This is a genomic window from Rhizobium sp. 3T7, from assembly GCF_020166565.1.
GTDB lineage: Bacteria > Pseudomonadota > Alphaproteobacteria > Rhizobiales > Rhizobiaceae > Rhizobium.
Genome location: NZ_JAIQXS010000010.1, coordinates 1 through 15,940, shown reverse-complemented (window position 1 = coordinate 15,940; position 15,940 = coordinate 1). Strand labels below are relative to the sequence as shown.

Genomic DNA, 15,940 nt, shown 5'->3' with positions numbered 1-15,940 from the left:
CCCGCCCTCCCGGCAATAAGCCGGGAAGGCCATATTTTCCGGAGACGTGTCATGTGCAGCATCTGCAGCCACACCATTCACCGCGCCCAGCACAACTTCGGCTGGAACCGCGACTTCGCGCCGGCGCTGACGGCAAAGCCAGGTGAAACCATCCTGTTCGAATGCATGGATTCGTCCGGCGGCCAGATCGGCGCCAACGCCACGCTCGCCACGCTTGCCAATCTAGACTTCGCCAAGATCAACCCGGTGTCCGGTCCGGTCTATGTCGAGGGCGCTACGCCGGGCGATGCACTCAAGGTGACGATCCGCAAGTTTCATCCGTCGGGGGTGGGCTGGACGGCGAACATCCCGGGTTTCGGCCTGCTTGCCGATCAGTTCAAGGATCCGGCCCTGCATGTGTGGAGTTATGACACGGTATCCATGGCGCCGTCCGCCTTCGGGCCGGGGGGCAAGGTGCCGTTGAAGCCCTTTACCGGCACGATCGGCGTCGCCCCGGCCGAGCCCGGCCTGCATTCCGTCGTGCCGCCCCGCCAGGTCGGCGGCAACATGGACATCCGCGATCTCACCACCGGCGTGACGCTCTACCTGCCGATCGAGGTCGAAGGCGCGCTGTTTTCCGTTGGCGACACGCATGCTGCCCAGGGCGACGGCGAAGTCTGCGGCACGGCGATCGAAAGCCAGATGAACGTCGAGTTGACGCTGGATCTCGTCAAGGGCGCCAATCTGAAGACGCCACGCTTCACGGTGACGGAGCCGGTGACGCGTCATCTCGAGGGCATGGGTTATGAAGTGACGACGGGCATCGGTCCCGATCTGATGACCGGCGCCCGCGATGCTGTCATGCGCATGATCGACCTGCTGACTGCCGAACACGGCTACAGTGCCGTCGATGCCTACATGCTTTGCTCGGTCTGCGGCGATTTGCGTATCAGCGAAATCGTCGACATGCCAAACTGGGTTGTCTCCTTCTATTTCCCCAGGATCGTCCTTTCGTGACCGAGACGGATACCATTGCAAGGCCGGTGCTGCGCGTCGAAAACCTCTGTGTCGATGCCCGTACACCGGAGGGGCTGAAGCGGGTCCTCAACGACATTAGCTTCGACCTCAAATCCGGCGAGACACTCTGCCTTGCCGGCGAAAGCGGGTCCGGAAAGTCGGTGACCTCGCTTTCCGTCATGGGGCTGCTTCCGAAGGCCTCGCTACGCATCGCATCCGGCAATATCAGCCTCGGCGACAGGAAGCTCACACATCTCTCCAACAGCCAGATGCGGCATGTCAGGGGCGGTGAGATCGCCATGATCTTCCAGGAGCCGATGACATCGCTCAACCCTGTCATGAGCATCGGTGCTCAGTTGACAGAAGCGATCCGCGAACATCAGCAGGCGGGAAATACCGAGGCGATCGCCCGGCAGATGCTGGAGGCGGTGCACATCGCCGATCCGGCGCGGCGACTGCAGCAGTATCCGCACGAACTCTCAGGCGGCATGCGCCAGCGCGTTATGATCGCAATGGCACTGTCCTGCCGGCCAAAGGTGTTGATCGCCGACGAGCCGACCACGGCGCTAGACGTGACGGTGCAGGCGCAGATCCTCAAGCTGATGCGAGAGCTCAAGACCGAGTTCGGCACCTCTATCGTCATGATCACGCACGACATGGGCGTCGTCGCCGAGATGGCGGATCGCGTGGCGATCATGCAGCATGGCCGCATCGTGGAGCAGGGCAGTTCGCTCGACATATTCAAGAGCCCATCCGAGCTTTACACCCGCCGGCTGCTGGCGGCCGTCCCACGGCTCGGCGCCTTTGCTGGCACCGACGGTCCGCCGCGCGTTTCGAAAGGCGAGCCGCAGCCGAGGGCGAGTGCATCGGCGCCGGTCCTGAATGTCCGCGATCTCTGCGTCAGCTACGGTCGAGGCTCCGGCATGCTGTTCCGGCGGGCACCGTCCGCAACCGTCCGCAACGTCTCGTTCGAGATCATGCCGGGAGAGACCATGGGCCTCGTCGGTGAAAGCGGCTCCGGCAAATCGACGACCGGCAAGGCGGTTCTGGGCCTCATTCCCTTCTCCGGGTCGGTGCAACTAGACGGCTACGATATCTCCCGCCTGTCGCAGCACGAGATGCGGAGTGTGCGCCGCTCGGCACAGATGATCTTCCAGGATCCCTATGCCTCCCTCGATCCGCGCATGTCGGTCGGCAAGGCGATTGCCGAACCCATGGCCATTCACGGCATCGGTACGCCTGCCGAACGACGCGAACGGGTGGCTGAACTATTGCGGCGCGTCGGGCTAACGCCGGACGCGGCGACGCGCTATCCGCACGAGTTCTCCGGCGGACAACGCCAGCGCATCTGCATCGCCCGCGCGCTCGCGCTCGAACCGAAGCTGATCGTCGCCGACGAGAGCGTGGCAGCGCTCGACGTCTCGGTGCGGGCGCAGGTGCTCGATCTGATGCTGGAGTTGCAGGAGACTATGGGCCTCGCCTATCTCTTCATCTCCCACGATATGGCCGTCATCGAGCGCATGTCGCACAAGGTCGCCGTCATGCACGGCGGACAGATCGTCGAGGCGGGCACGCGCCGCCAGATCTTCGAAAACCCGGGCGACGACTATACCAGGGCGCTGATGAAGGCGGTGCCAATCCCCGATCCAACGCTCTATCGCGAATTCGAAAGCATAACCGGGTAGGCGAGCCGCTCCGAAGCACGGCGATCGAGATGCAGCAGGATGCGGAAGGTGTGCCGTGACGTTACGGATGCCGAAGACGCCACCAGGCCAAAGCCAAATTAGAAGTCTGCGCGGTTTCAGGCCTCCGCAACCATCTTTACTTGCGATGCCATTGCGCGTCGTTTCCGACGCGGCTGAAGGTCCGAAGACCCGGATGTTGATCCTCTCGCGTTTGAGCGCCATCGTCTCCAAAGTTCCCTTGCCCGGAAGGGGCAGGGCCATCGAAGAACCGTCCGTCATCGAAAGAAGACGCCGCGCGCGCCCGTGCGGTGTTTGGGATACCATAGCGTACGAAAAGAATGGTCTGGAGTAGTTGGTGGATAGGCAACATCGCAGCCTTGCGCAGAGTGCCGGGCGAGCTTTGTTCAAAATTGCCGCAGCCGCCACTATACTCTGGCGTTACAATCGGGAGAGAGCTCATGCGCCCTCTAGCCCAGTGCCAAGCGTTAATGGCGGCGGTTCTCGCAAGCGCGGCCGCCGTGGCTTCGACATCCGCGCCTGCTCAGGATCGCCTCGGCGAGCGTGCAGCAATGATCGGGACGATCAAATTGCACGCCGGCTCGGCGCCGTCAGCGATCGAGGGGGGCCAGGGCATCGATCCGGCTGTGCTGGAGACGATGGGAAAGGTGCCGCGCCACCTTTTTGTGCCTGAGGAGCAGCGCGGCGCGGCCTATCGAGATCGGCCACTGCCGATCGGATACGGCCAGACCATCTCGCAACCCTTCATCGTCGCGCTGATGACCGACCTGATCAACGTTGGGCCTGGCGACGCTGTCCTCGAGATCGGCACTGGCTCGGGTTATCAGGCAGCCGTCTTGTCGCCGCTCGCAGCGAAGGTCTACTCGATTGAGATCATACCGGAGCTGGGCGAAAGGGCCGCCGCCCGATTGGCGGAGCTCGGCTTCGACAATGTCGAGGTGAAGGTGGGCGACGGCTACTATGGTTGGCCTGCGCACGCGCCTTTCGACGGTATCGTGGTGACTGCCGCTGCAAGTCACATCCCGCCGCCGCTGGTCCAGCAGCTCGCCAAGGGGGGCCGGATGGTCGTCCCCGTGGGCGGCCCCTTCGCGATCCAGGTACTCATGCTGGTCGAGAAGCGACGGGACGGAAGCATCACGACCCGGCAGTTGCTGCCGGTGGCCTTTGTGCCGCTGAGGGGAGGCAGGGCCCAATGAGAGCGGGGCGCCTGCTGCCGGTTGGTCTCATATCGGCGGCAACCCTTGCTTACGAAGTGCTGCTGATGCGGCTCTTTTCGATCATTCAGTGGCATCAATTCGCCTATATGATCATAAGCATCGCACTCCTGGGCTTCGGCGCGAGCGGTACGTTCGTTGCCTTGGCCCGCCGCCCTCTGGTGAAACGGTACCCGGCCGCCTTCGCAGCGTCGGCAGCGCTCTTCGGCATCACTGCGGTTGCCAGCTTCGCCGGCGCCGAACGCCTGCCGTTCAACGCGCTCGAGGTCGTCTGGAATCCGGGCCAGCTCGGTTGGCTCGCGGCCAGCTATGCCCTCCTGGTCCTGCCGTTCTTTTTTGGTGCAACTTGTATCGGCCTTGCCTTCAGCCGTCATCCTGGCCAGATCGGACGCGTCTATGCCTTCGACCTGGTCGGCGCTGGGGTCGGTGCACTGGGCATCGTCGGACTCTTGTTCCTGGTCTTTCCCTTTGCGGCACTGCGCTTCGTCGCGGCGTTGGGATTTGCGGCGGCTGCCCTCGCCGCGATGGGCATGGCTCGTCATCGGCGGCTCGCCGCGGCCAGCCTCGGGCTTGCAGCCGCGGTCATCGCGGTGTGGCTGCCACCGTCCTTTACGGCCACCGGCCCGCATATGTCGCAGTACAAGGGCCTAAGCATGGCTCTCAACGTGCCGAACGCTCGGGTGGTCGAGGAACGATCAAGCCCGCTTGGACTGCTGACGGTCGTGGAGAGCCCGAGCGTCCCTTTCCGACACGCGCCGGGCCTCAGCCTCGCCAACACCCAAGAGCCGCCCGCGCAACTCGCCGTCTTCAACGATGGCGATAGTATTACGGCGATCACCGCCTATAGCGGCGATCCGGCGACGGTCGCTTATCTCGACCGGACAACGGCGGCCCTCCCGTACCGCATGCTTGCGCGGCCGCGAGTGCTAGTCCTCGGCGCTGGTGGCGGCGAGCAGGTGCTGCTGGCGCTGCGCGCCGGAGCCGATATCGTGGATGCTGTAGAGGTCAACCCGCAGATGATCGACCTGGCTCGCAATCGTTTCGCGAACGTCGTCGGCGGCATCTTCAGCCGACCGAACGTGCATCTGCATCTCGCCGAGGCGCGCGCCTTCGCTGCGACCGCCGGCGAGCGTTACGACCTAATCCAGATGCCGCTCCTTGACTCCTTCAGCGCGGCCGCGGCCGGGGTGCAAAGCATACATGAGAACTACACCTACACCGTGGAGGCACTGCGGGATTACCTGGCGGTACTGAAACGAGATGGCGTCGTCGCCATCACGCGATGGCTGCGGGTGCCACCGCGCGACATCCTCAAGCTGTTCGCCACTGCTACCGCCGCGCTTGAAGCGGATGGCGTATCCCAGCCCGGCTGGCACCTGGCGCTGATCCGGAGCTGGAATACCGCAACCCTGCTCGTAGCCAAGTCGCCGCTCACTGGCGAGGACGTCGCAGCCATCCGCGGCTTCGCGGCCGAGAATTTCTTTGACATCTCCTGGGTGCCGGGCATCTCCGCGAGCGACGTGAACCGCTACAATCAACTCGACCGGGAATATCTCTACGAGGGAACCCTCGCTCTCCTCGGCCCTGAACGAGCCGACTTCACCGAGCGCTACAAGTTCGATATTGCCCCGGCCACTGACAATCGGCCCTATTTCTTCGACTTTTTCCGTTGGCGCGCCTTGCCCGAACTCCTGACGCTGCGCACCCAAGGTGGGGCAGCGATGCTCGACTGGGGCTACCTGATTTTGGCGGCGACGCTCGTCCAGGCCGCAATCCTCAGCGCCGTCCTGATCCTGCTGCCGCTCTGGCTTCGCCCGCGCGGGCTCGGGAGCGCTGTACCCCGGCTGCGATTCGGGCTCTATTTCCTTGCCTTGGGCCTGGCCTTCCTCTTCATCGAGATCGCCTTCATCCAGCGCTTCGTGCTGTTCCTCGGCCATCCGCTCTACGCCGTCGCTGTCGTGCTTGCGGGGTTCCTTGCCTTCGCAGGTCTCGGTAGCGCTCTGGCTGCACGCTGGGTGGCGGCGGTCGGATGCGGATCGGCGGTGCGCGGCATCACCCTCGCTGTCGTGGTGATCGCATTCCTGGCTGGCACCTACCTGCTCGCGCTGTCCTTGATATTCGAACGGCTGCTGGCACTCCCGGATGCCGCGAAGATCGCAATCGCACTCCTCCTCATAGCGCCGCTCGCAGTCTTCATGGGCATGCCCTTCCCCCTCGGCCTCGGCCACGTCGGCGCACGCTCGGAGGCATTTCTTCCCTGGGCGTGGGGGATCAATGGCTGTGCGTCGGTGCTGGGCGCGATCCTCGCCGCACTGCTTGCAATGCATGTCGGGTTCATTGGCGTCGTGACGATGGCCGCGATCCTCTATCTTGTCGCCCCGGCCTTACTCGCCGGGTCGTGGGATCGATACAATCGGCAGACGTCGCAAGGCTTTATTCCAGATCGGAACCGTTCGTAAGATAGGCGGAGTGGCCTCTCCTGCAATTGATGTTGGCACACCATTTGATGTCGATCGCGGCATGCCACATAACCCGGTACAAACAGGTGGAGGGGTCCCAAGCAGTCGTACGGCGTCCAAGACAAGCGGCGAGGGGCGCCGTGCACCCTTTCTTCTCCTCCACCCTCAGCTATTTATCCAATAACGATCCCGCTCCGACTGGCAGGAGGCGCGGTCCGCCGCCTTTCGGCCGAGAAAACAGCGAGCGCGCCATGCGAGTTCAGGTCGAAACCTTCGTGGACGAAGGTGGTGTCGAAAAGCTCCGACGGTTCTACCTCAACGGCCGGCAGGTCGAAGTGGTCGAAAACCTCGATCAGTGGCATGGCGCCGACTACCGATACTTCAAGGTCAGGGGCAGCGAGGGTGACGTTTACATCTTATATCTGGACGCACTCCGATCGCAGTGGGCGCTGACGATGTATCAACGCTCGCAATTGCCGGACTCCCGCGACGCCATGTGACGTCGACTTTCGGCCCCCGCTTCTCCCGGGCTCGGGCTCTAAGCTCATCCTCGAAAAGGTGCTAAGACGGCCCCGAAAAACAGCTTTATATCCTTCGCGAGACAACCCGTTTTGCGAAGAGCCTGACGTTCGACGTCAGTATTCGCATCTCCTCACCGTAGGCATTTCCAAGCGGCTATGGAGAGTAAATATGTGCAATCGTCCCAATCTTGGCCGCTACGGTGATCGCTCTCCGCAATCTTAGGAAGTCCTATGAGACTGCCGAAGGGCGGCTTGAAGTCTTGAGAGGGATCGATCTCGGCGCGGGAGACAGAGTCGCCCAGCGCCCGGTCTGACTCGGAGGTGTTCTTTCGTCGTGCCGAGGGCCGCGTGTGTCGCCGGGATTGAATATGGCGGCACCGCCAACATCATTGTCACAGTTGTTGTCGGCCCATGCTCACCCACGGAACGACGACGACACGGGCTGCTGCGGTTAGCGATGTAAGTCTTTGAGATTTGGAGCGTTGTTTTCAATAACGGATCAGATCTTGGACGATAGAGGCGGCGTTCTCCATCTTGATCAATCGGCGACAAGGCTTGATCAAGTATATCGGTCACTTCCCTGTTTTGCCATAGGTGCCGATGAGCTCGGTTCCGGCAATCACGTGATCGCGCATTTGCGCTTCGATCTGGTCCTTGCTGGCCGCCGCCGATAGGGTGAGGCGGTCATTGAGTGCATAGAGCTTGAAGAAGTAGCGGTGCACACCGATCGGAGGACAAGGGCCGCCATAGGCATTGCTGTTCCACCCGTTCCTCGCTGTCAAGGCGCCTGATGGCAGTTGCGAAATCCCTTCCACAAGCCCCTTCAGATCGGGGGGCAGATTGAAAACAATCCAGTGTATCCAGGTCATTTTCGGATGGGCCGGATCCGGTGCGTCCGGGTCGTCGACGATCAATACAAGGCTTCTTGTTCCGGTCGGAATGTCTGTCCATTGGAGAGGCGGAGATATACCTTGCCCTTCGCAGGTGTAAAGCCTGGGAATGGTTCCGCCATTGTTAAAGGCGGGCGATGCGATAATAAACGCCATATGGAGCCTCGGCGAGTTCAAGAAACCGTTTCGTTGCCGCACTCACGATATACCCGTGCCCGCGCAATCTGTGGGCGCCTCCAGACCAACAGCATCGGCCTATTGGCGCACGATGTCCAGGACGTCGATCCGCAACCGGCTTCAGCATAACTCTATAGCGATCCTCATCTACACGCTGCCTGCGAGCGTCTGCAAAATCAGCGCGAACGTCCGTCGATGATAAAGGACGTTATCTTAGGATGGATATCGGACGGACGAGTATGCCAACGCCTATTGCTGCGCTACGAAAAAGTCCGCTACGGTCCTCAGCAACCAGTCGTTCTCGCATGGTGTCGTGCATCCACGACCGTCGCAAGTTAAGATGAAATCCTGCCCTCGCAACGAACAATTCCAAAGCTATCAAGACTTTGTCGGCCTCCCATCGGGAGGCCGAAGTCGTTTTTACGACCAGCACGGAGCAGGGGAATTCGTACGCCCCCGCAATATTTTGTCGATGCCAGCCAACCGGCAGCAGCTATCGCTTTCTGAAGACCTAGACCTCGATCGACTCCGGCATCGTCTGGCCGGCTTGGTGTCTGCCGTCGGGTATATCGTGCTATGGATCGCAATCGGCGAGGATGACTGTCAGCGGTTCGAACCGGGCTCAGGGCGACAGCCTATGCCGCTAGCTTTGGCCCCGACCGGGGATCACCCGGTCGGGGAGGCGCACTCGTCTTTTCAGGAGACGCCGTTGAAGTCGCTTTCGGTCAAGTTGTAGTTGCCCTTCAGCATCAGCGCGAAGTCGGCATCGCTATTGCTGTCGACATTGCCATGGATCACCGTGAACTCGTTGCCATCAAGCACCTCATGGGTGACCACCACCTGGCCGGCCGCCGTCAGCGAAGCGCCTGATACGAGCGAGAAGTGCCCGTGCTCGTCTCTGTTTGGGCAAGTCTCGCAAGGCTTGCCCTCCCGTCAGGTCAAGACTGACCGGCGCTTCCGGTTCGACGGTCCCAGTTGCGAGGTTGACGCTGATCTGTTCTCACGCGCCGGCGAGCGGGTGCCTCGGGTCGATAACCGTCCCCTGGTGGCATCGGACAAGTTCCGGCGGGCGGGACCGTCGCCAAGCTCACAAGGATCTACCAGCGCAGTAGCCGTGGACCGGCGAAGAAGCCGAGCGCGCCGGTCAAAAGGATGCCTAGTGAATACCAGATCAGCACAAAGGGCATGCCGTTCTCGGTGCAGAACCAGGAATAGACCCAGGCGCCAGCTGCCCCCGAAGCAATACCGGCAACGAGCCCCGTTAGCCGCAGGTTCACGGGTGCCGCGCCGCGTAGCGCCCAGACAGTGCCGGCAAAAACGGGAATCGCGAAGCCGAAGATGAGCAGCGGGCAATGGAGTGCGGAGGAGCCGAGGATCAGCAAGCGGTAAGTCTCGATGGGGGCCATCTTGAGCTGCATGGCTGCGACCGCCGCCATGGTGGCGAAGATCAAGGCAAGCCAACCGAAAAAGCGTCCCTCGGAACCGTCGGGGCGGGAGAGCCGATGGACGGCCAGGAAAGCCGCCAACGCAATCAGTGCATTATAAGAGGATTTGATCCAGAAGACCGGTAGCATCAGCACGTCGGGCATATCGACGCGCAGACCGAGAACGGTCAGCATCACGAGCAGGGAGAGTCCGAGAGCGGGCAATATGCCAAATGCGAAGCGGCGCCGTAGCGCATGGCGCGGCACCGGCTTCAGGTCGCCGAGCAGGCCCTCGATGATGTCGTCCGTCTTTGTCACGATGCGCCTCGCAATCTCTCTCCGAGCGCCTTGAGCGCCCGATGGATGCTGACTTTTACCGCCGATTCAGACTGGCCGGTACTGTTTGCAGTGTCGGCGACCGACCGGCCCTCCAGTTTCACCCGCCGGATCAGCTCCTGCTGTTTTGGCGACAACCCATCGAGCAACCGCTCGACATCCATGCGCGCGGTCAGCGTATCCTCGCTGAAATCGCTTTCGATCTCCTCGCCAAGCTCGGTCTCGGCCAGCCGGCGTCCACCGTGGCCGCGATGATGGTCGATCAGCTTGTAGCGGGCGATCGAGAAGAACCAGGCCGTGAAAGCTCGTTTTCGATCATAAGTGGACCGGCGAGAATGCAGTGCCAGCAATGTCTCCTGGACCAGGTCTTCCATATCCGCCTTCGTCGCCTGAGCCATCCTGCGGCTGTAGTAACCGACAAGCAGCACGCGCAATGCGGTTAACAAACGCCGATAGGCGGCCTCGTCCCCGTCAAGGGCCAGAAGCATCAATGCTTTCAGGGCTTCTTCCGAATACGCGGTCGTCATGTTGTCAGCGAGTTCATTCGGACAAACAGCCAGTCGGTTACAGGGCAGATCAAAAATGTTTGGCATCACGGATCTATCACATGCGTGTGAGGCTGTAACGCATTTCGAGGCTCTCTCGAATGGGTAGCTGTGAGCCATTGGCACGCAGCCCGCGGACACGACAATCCGATTCCAGGAGAATTCCATGACCAAGCTTCTTTCCAGCCTAGCACCCTGCATGTTCCTCATCGGACTTTCGCTCGCCGGTGCGGCGTCGGCTGAGGACGCTATGAAGTCCGACGCGATGAAGACGGACAATATGCAGAATAGTGCCATGTCGAAGGACGCCATGAAGTCGAGCACCAAGACAGACTGCATGCACAAGGCCGGCATGGAAAAGGACGCCATGAAAAAGGCCGACATGATGAAGGCCTGCGACGCGATGAAGTAAGCGTTCTCGTATCGTGCGGCCGCTGAAACTTTATCCGCAGCGGCCGCGTATTGTCCTGCGAAACTTCCCTACATCCGGAGAACAGTCATGGCGACGATCGATTCCAATCAGGAAACCGGCCGTACACTCATCTACCGCCACAGCCTTGCTGTGCGCCTCTCGCATTGGGTAAACGTGCTTGCCGTTACCGTGCTGCTGTTCAGCGGTCTGCAGATATTCAATGCTCATCCGGCGCTCTATTGGGGCCAGTATGGAGCCGACAACGACCCTTCCTTCATTTCCATGGAAGCCGTCGATGACAGCGGTCAGGTGAAGGGGCTGACGCATGTGGGTTTGCTCACCTTCGATACAACAGGCGTCCTTGGTCTCTCGAATGTCGACGGCGAGGCGACAGCGAGGGGTTTTCCAAGCTGGCTCACTCTTCCGAGCTATCAGGATCTGTCGGCCGGCCGGCGCTTGCATTTCTTCTTTGCCTGGGTCTTCGTCCTCAACGGCCTTGTCTATTTCAGCTATGGGCTGGTCAGCCGGCATTTCCGCCGGGATCTCGCTCCAACCGTCAATGAGTTGACGCTCGCTCATCTCACCAACGAGGTCGTCAACCACGCCCGGCTGCGCTTTGCGAAGGGACCGGAGGCCCGGCATTACAACACACTGCAGAAGCTAACCTATCTGGCCGTGATTTTCCTGCTGCTGCCGTTGATGATCGCGACAGGGCTCACCATGTCGCCGGGCTTCAATGCTGTGGCGCCCTGGCTGCTCGATCTCTTCGGCGGACGGCAATCGGCGCGCACTATTCACTTCCTGACTGCCTTCTCGCTCGTCGCCTTTGTCGTCGTACATGTCGCTATGGTGATCCTGTCGGGTGTCTTCAACAATCTGCGTTCGATGATCACCGGCTACTACGCGATTGAACAGGGAGGCAGACAATGAGCCGCCTCATTACCCGCCGCCGCTTCCTGATTGGTTCGACCTTGGCCGCCTCTGGACTGGGTTTGAGCGGCTGCGACGCATTGGTCGAAAGTGACCGGACGAAGTCGGTCCTGAAGATCGCGGAGGGTCTCAGCATGAAGACGCAGCGCTTCCTGCTTGACGACAACGCACTGGCTCCTGAATTCAGCGACGCGGATCTGTCGCCGGTCTTTCGCTCAAACGGCACCAGCATGCCGGATAATCCGCAGTATCTGGACTGGATGAGCCGGCAGTTCTCAACCTGGAGGCTTGGGATTGGTGGGCTGGTCGAAAGGCCGTCGCAAGTCTCGCTCGCACAGCTGAAGGCGATGCCATCGCGCACCCAGATCACCCGGCACGACTGCGTCGAAGGCTGGAGCGCGATCGGTAAATGGACTGGTGTGCCGCTCGGCGCCCTGCTGCAATTCGTCGGGCTGAAGCCCGAGGCGCGCTATATCGTGTTCCACTGCGCGGATGAATACGAAAAGACGCTGAACGGCACCGGCTGGTACTATGAGAGTATCGATCTGGTCGATGCCCTCCATCCGCAGACGATCCTCGCCTATGCGATGAACGGCCGCGATCTAGAGGTGGCGCATGGAGCGCCGTTAAGGCTCAGGGTCGAGCGGCAGCTCGGTTACAAGCAGGCGAAATATCTGACCCGCATCGAGGCGCTCGCGGACCTCGGCCATCTTTATGGCGGCAATGGCGGGTTTTGGGAGGATCGCGGCTATGAATGGTATGCCGGGATATGAACTCGGCGAGGGGCCTTGAATTCGCTTTGCCAATGTGAGGCGCACATAACGAGCACGCGGAGACCTATCTGCGATCCGTGTCCGGACCAATCGGCATCGACAACGCTGACTCTCCGCCCCGTGAAAGCGACATGGTGCCCTTCGCCAAAAGGGGATCGCCCGATTTAGGTCGAAAGGCGTACAGGTTATTTCGCTCTTTTTCGACTACAATTCCGAAATTGGCAGTTTGAACGATCCCTATCGATTTGATCGTGGTTTTTGCGAGAGGGCATACCATGCATCGCAAAGCTCGCCGCTGGGCTTCCCGCTCAGTGTTGGATTCGTTGGCTCCCCGGTGGTTAACCGCCGGCCGAAGGGCGAAGCCTCGTCATACAGCCAATGAGCAAGAGATTTACTCTCAACTTGCGCTTGGCACACAAACGACAGATGGGACCAGATATGGCGCTGCCGTCGATAGTCCCGTCAACGTCACCGCGCTCAATGAAGATGGCAATGGGCAGGGAGGGATGGTCTGCGACGCGCACGGTCAGGTCAACGACGACCATGTCCTGCCGTCTTTGACCGACAGTTTCACAGCGATTTATGGAGCCGGAATTCAAGGGGGCGAATTTGCCGCGCCTCGGCCGTTCGCGGGCGAGCGGGGCCTATCATCTTCAGGGCGGGATACGACTGCATCCGACACAAAATGGTCGCGCCATAGCACTCATGCTGGAACCAGCTTTCTAGGCGCTGATCCCTTGGCTCCGTTCTTGCCGAACGGTCCTGCTCAGACAGCCTCAGGGCGAGGTTCGACCACTGTGGCTGCCGGCTCGGCTGCTTCGGGCAAAGTCGTCATCCTCGAGTCGACCCCGTCAGCGCAGGCGGCCGCGCATGAATCGCATTTCTTGGCGTTTGGCATGCCGTTTGGCGTCTGCGGGTGCGGCTACTTTACTTCTCCCACGCGAATGCTCGATTGGGCCCAAGGCGGCGGTATGCTTCAGCGGGACGGTCAGTTGCCCGGAACCAGGCTGACAGAGGGGCCGGACTATCTTCCGACAGCCAAGGGGACGATTGGCGCCTCGGTGAGCGACCCGCTTCTGGATCGTGACTTGTCCCCGCTTTCAGGCTGGCGCGGAACCGCAGGATGGACCGAATCAACGGCCTGGAAGGGATCGTTGCCAGGCGGCGGAGAGATGGGAACGGGAACCGCTACCTCCAAGGGCGTCGGCGTCCTTTCCGGCTCGGTGACCAGACCGTCGGGCACGCAGAGGACAGCGACGCAGAGTCTGGCGGCGACGGCCGCCATCACCAACATAATCGTGCAGGAAAATCAGAAGCAGGGCAATCCCGAGAGCGAGTGGGGCATTAACGGTGCGGGTAGCTCCAATATCGAGGGGTTCGCGACCGATATAAGCGTCGACAACGGCAAGACGATCAGCTTCAAGATCGATACGGATTCCACCAACTATCGGATAGATATTTACCGGCTCGGCTACTATGGCGGCATGGGCGCGCGCAAGGTCGCCACTTTACAGCACACCGGATTGCAGAACCAGCCCGATCCGCTGCGCAATGCCTCGACCGGCACCGTGGATGCCGGCAACTGGGCAGTCTCGGCGTCGTGGACCGTGCCAGAGGACGCCGTCTCAGGCGTCTATATCGCCAAGCTCGTGCGTCAGGATGGCACCTTCGGCGAAAACCACATCCCGTTCATCGTGCGCGATGATGACAGCCACAGCGACATGGTCTTCCAGACCGCCGACGAAACCTGGCAGGCCTATAACGGCTGGGGAGGCGCAAACTTCTATGGCGGCAACGGCCCGGCGACCGGGCAGGGTGCTGGTCGCGCCTATGCTGTCAGTTACAACAGGCCGATCGTGACCCGCGGCGGGATTGGCACGTTTGCCGGTCCGCAGGATTATCTGTTCGGTGCCGAGTATGCCGGCATCTACTGGTTGGAACAGAACGGCTATGATGTCTCATACATGTCGGGCGTCGATGTCGACCGTTATGGCAGTCTGTTGCTCAATCATAAGGCGTATGTTGATGCCGGGCATGACGAATACTGGTCTGGACAGCAACGCGCCAATGTCGAGGCCGCGCGCGACGCAGGCGTTAACCTTCAGTTTTGGAGCGGTAACGAGGTCTACTGGCGCACCCGTTGGGGCAACAGCTACAGCAGCGACGCCACGCCCTATCGTACCCTGATCTCCTACAAGGAGACATGGTCGCCCGGTGCCAGCATCGACCCCTCCAGTGAATGGACAGGCACTTTCCGCGACCCGCGCCTCAGCCCGCCCGCTGTCGGCGGCGGAAACCCGGAAAACTCACTGACCGGCCAGTTGTTTATGGTCGACGATGTCGGCAGCAATCTTCAGGCAATCACGATTCCCTATGATGATGCCAACTTGCGCTTCTGGCGCAGTACGAGCGTTGCCAATCTTCAGCCAGGCCAAACGGCGACGCTGACCAAGAACTATCTTGGTTATGAGTGGGACGAAGCGACTGATAACGGCTTCGATCCGGCTGGTCTCGTGAAGCTGTCATCGACGACGCTTCCGGTGAGCACTTACCTCCTCGACTACGGAAACACGACCGGCAACGGTGTCTCCACGCACAATCTGACGCTCTATCGCGCGCCCAGTGGTGCCCTGGTGTTTGGAGCGGGCACTGTCTATTGGACCTGGGGCCTGAGCGACAATCACGACAAGGAGGCGACACCGACCGATCCCCGCGTGCAGCAGGCAATGGTCAATTTGCTTGCCGACATGGGTATCCAGCCAGGCACGCTGCAGCCCGGACTCGTCGCAGCGACCGCCTCGAGCGACCATGTTGCCCCGACCACCGTCATCACGGTACCCGCCACGGTGACAGTTGGATCTAGCGTTACGATTACAGGCACCGCCGCCGACACGGGAGGCGGGGTCATCGCCGGAGTCGAGGTTTCGACCGACAACGGGGCAAGCTGGCATCCAGCGATAGGCGATGAGAACTGGACTTATAGCTGGTCGCCTCAGATCGCCGGCACCTACACGATCCTGTCCCGCGCGGTGGACGACAGCGTCAACCTTGAAACACCCTCGGCGGGACGCACGGTCACCGTCACCGGGCAGGGCTTTGTTTCCCTCTTTTCCGGCGCCGCGACACCTGCGGTCGTCAACACCAACGATACGTCAGCCGTCGAGCTCGGGGTTCGATTCCAGACCTCTGTGGCAGGTACCGTCAGCGGTGTTCGTTTTTACAAGGGCAGCCAGGATACAGGTACCCATACCGGTTCGCTATGGTCGAGCACGGGTACGCGGCTCGCGACCATCACGTTCACAAACGAGACCACCAGTGGCTGGCAGACGGCGTATTTCTCCAGTTCAGTGACATTGACGCCTGGGCAGACCTACACGGCGTCCTACCACACCAACACCGGTCACTACTCCACTACCACCAACTACTTCACCTCCAATGTGACCAGCGGCCCGCTGACAGCGCCAGGCAGCGGCAACGGCGTCTACACGTATGGCAGCGCCAGCCTTTTCCCGACCAGCACCTTCCAGTCGACGAACTATTGGGTCGACGTGATGTTCAAC

At 61.1% G+C, this 15,940-nt stretch carries 13 protein-coding genes; 9 read left to right on the top strand and 4 right to left on the bottom strand.

Annotated elements, in window-relative coordinates; all coding sequences use genetic code 11:
* Positions 1-51: 51 nt before the first annotated feature.
* The 5 genes from K9B32_RS15780 to K9B32_RS15760 all read left to right on the top strand — a co-directional run bounded on the left by K9B32_RS15780 (position 52) and on the right by K9B32_RS15760 (position 6,872).
* Entirely contained in the window at positions 52-996 is a 945-nt protein-coding gene (locus tag K9B32_RS15780; RefSeq protein ID WP_224563661.1) for an acetamidase/formamidase family protein, read from the top strand.
* Positions 993-2,681, top strand: coding sequence for an ABC transporter ATP-binding protein (locus K9B32_RS15775; RefSeq protein ID WP_224563659.1), 1,689 nt, complete (start codon positions 993-995; stop codon positions 2,679-2,681). Before K9B32_RS15780 ends, K9B32_RS15775 begins: the two co-directional genes overlap by 4 nt.
* 458 nt (positions 2,682-3,139) lie before the next feature.
* Positions 3,140-3,895, top strand: a complete 756-nt coding sequence (locus K9B32_RS15770) for a protein-L-isoaspartate(D-aspartate) O-methyltransferase (protein ID WP_224563657.1) — start codon at positions 3,140-3,142, stop codon at positions 3,893-3,895.
* A complete protein-coding gene (locus tag K9B32_RS15765; protein WP_224563654.1) occupies positions 3,892-6,372 on the top strand; it encodes a class I SAM-dependent methyltransferase in 2,481 nt (826 codons plus the stop codon). The genes K9B32_RS15770 and K9B32_RS15765 overlap by 4 nt, the downstream gene beginning before the upstream one ends.
* Positions 6,373-6,623: 251 nt before the next feature.
* Positions 6,624-6,872, top strand: coding sequence for a hypothetical protein (locus K9B32_RS15760; protein ID WP_224563651.1), 249 nt, complete (start codon positions 6,624-6,626; stop codon positions 6,870-6,872).
* Positions 6,873-7,465: 593 nt separating this feature from the next.
* On the opposite strand, the gene K9B32_RS15755 is transcribed toward K9B32_RS15760, so the two are convergent.
* The 4 genes from K9B32_RS15755 to K9B32_RS15740 all read right to left on the bottom strand — a co-directional run bounded on the left by K9B32_RS15755 (position 7,466) and on the right by K9B32_RS15740 (position 10,247).
* Entirely contained in the window at positions 7,466-7,939 is a 474-nt protein-coding gene (locus K9B32_RS15755; RefSeq protein ID WP_224563648.1) for a YbhB/YbcL family Raf kinase inhibitor-like protein, read from the bottom strand.
* Positions 7,940-8,656: 717 nt separating this feature from the next.
* Positions 8,657-8,800, bottom strand: coding sequence for a hypothetical protein (locus K9B32_RS15750; RefSeq protein ID WP_224563646.1), 144 nt, complete (start codon positions 8,798-8,800; stop codon positions 8,657-8,659).
* Positions 8,801-9,057: 257 nt separating this feature from the next.
* Positions 9,058-9,702, bottom strand: a complete 645-nt coding sequence (locus K9B32_RS15745; RefSeq protein WP_224563644.1) for an NrsF family protein — start codon at positions 9,700-9,702, stop codon at positions 9,058-9,060.
* Positions 9,699-10,247, bottom strand: a complete 549-nt coding sequence (locus K9B32_RS15740; protein ID WP_224564036.1) for a sigma-70 family RNA polymerase sigma factor — start codon at positions 10,245-10,247, stop codon at positions 9,699-9,701. Before K9B32_RS15740 ends, K9B32_RS15745 begins: the two co-directional genes overlap by 4 nt.
* A gap of 184 nt (positions 10,248-10,431) precedes the next feature.
* On the opposite strand from K9B32_RS15740, the gene K9B32_RS15735 reads away from it, so the two are divergent.
* From K9B32_RS15735 to K9B32_RS15720, 4 genes are all read left to right on the top strand, one after another.
* Positions 10,432-10,677: a pentapeptide MXKDX repeat protein gene (locus K9B32_RS15735; protein WP_224563642.1), complete on the top strand. Its 246-nt coding sequence runs from the start codon at positions 10,432-10,434 to the stop codon at positions 10,675-10,677.
* Positions 10,678-10,764: 87 nt separating this feature from the next.
* Positions 10,765-11,607: a cytochrome b/b6 domain-containing protein gene (locus K9B32_RS15730; protein WP_224563640.1), complete on the top strand. Its 843-nt coding sequence runs from the start codon at positions 10,765-10,767 to the stop codon at positions 11,605-11,607.
* Positions 11,604-12,380: a molybdopterin-binding protein gene (locus tag K9B32_RS15725; RefSeq protein WP_224563638.1), complete on the top strand. Its 777-nt coding sequence runs from the start codon at positions 11,604-11,606 to the stop codon at positions 12,378-12,380. Before K9B32_RS15730 ends, K9B32_RS15725 begins: the two co-directional genes overlap by 4 nt.
* 275 nt (positions 12,381-12,655) lie before the next feature.
* Positions 12,656-15,940: N,N-dimethylformamidase beta subunit family domain-containing protein (locus tag K9B32_RS15720; RefSeq protein WP_224563636.1), on the top strand; the 3,285-nt coding region annotated here is incomplete at its 3' end.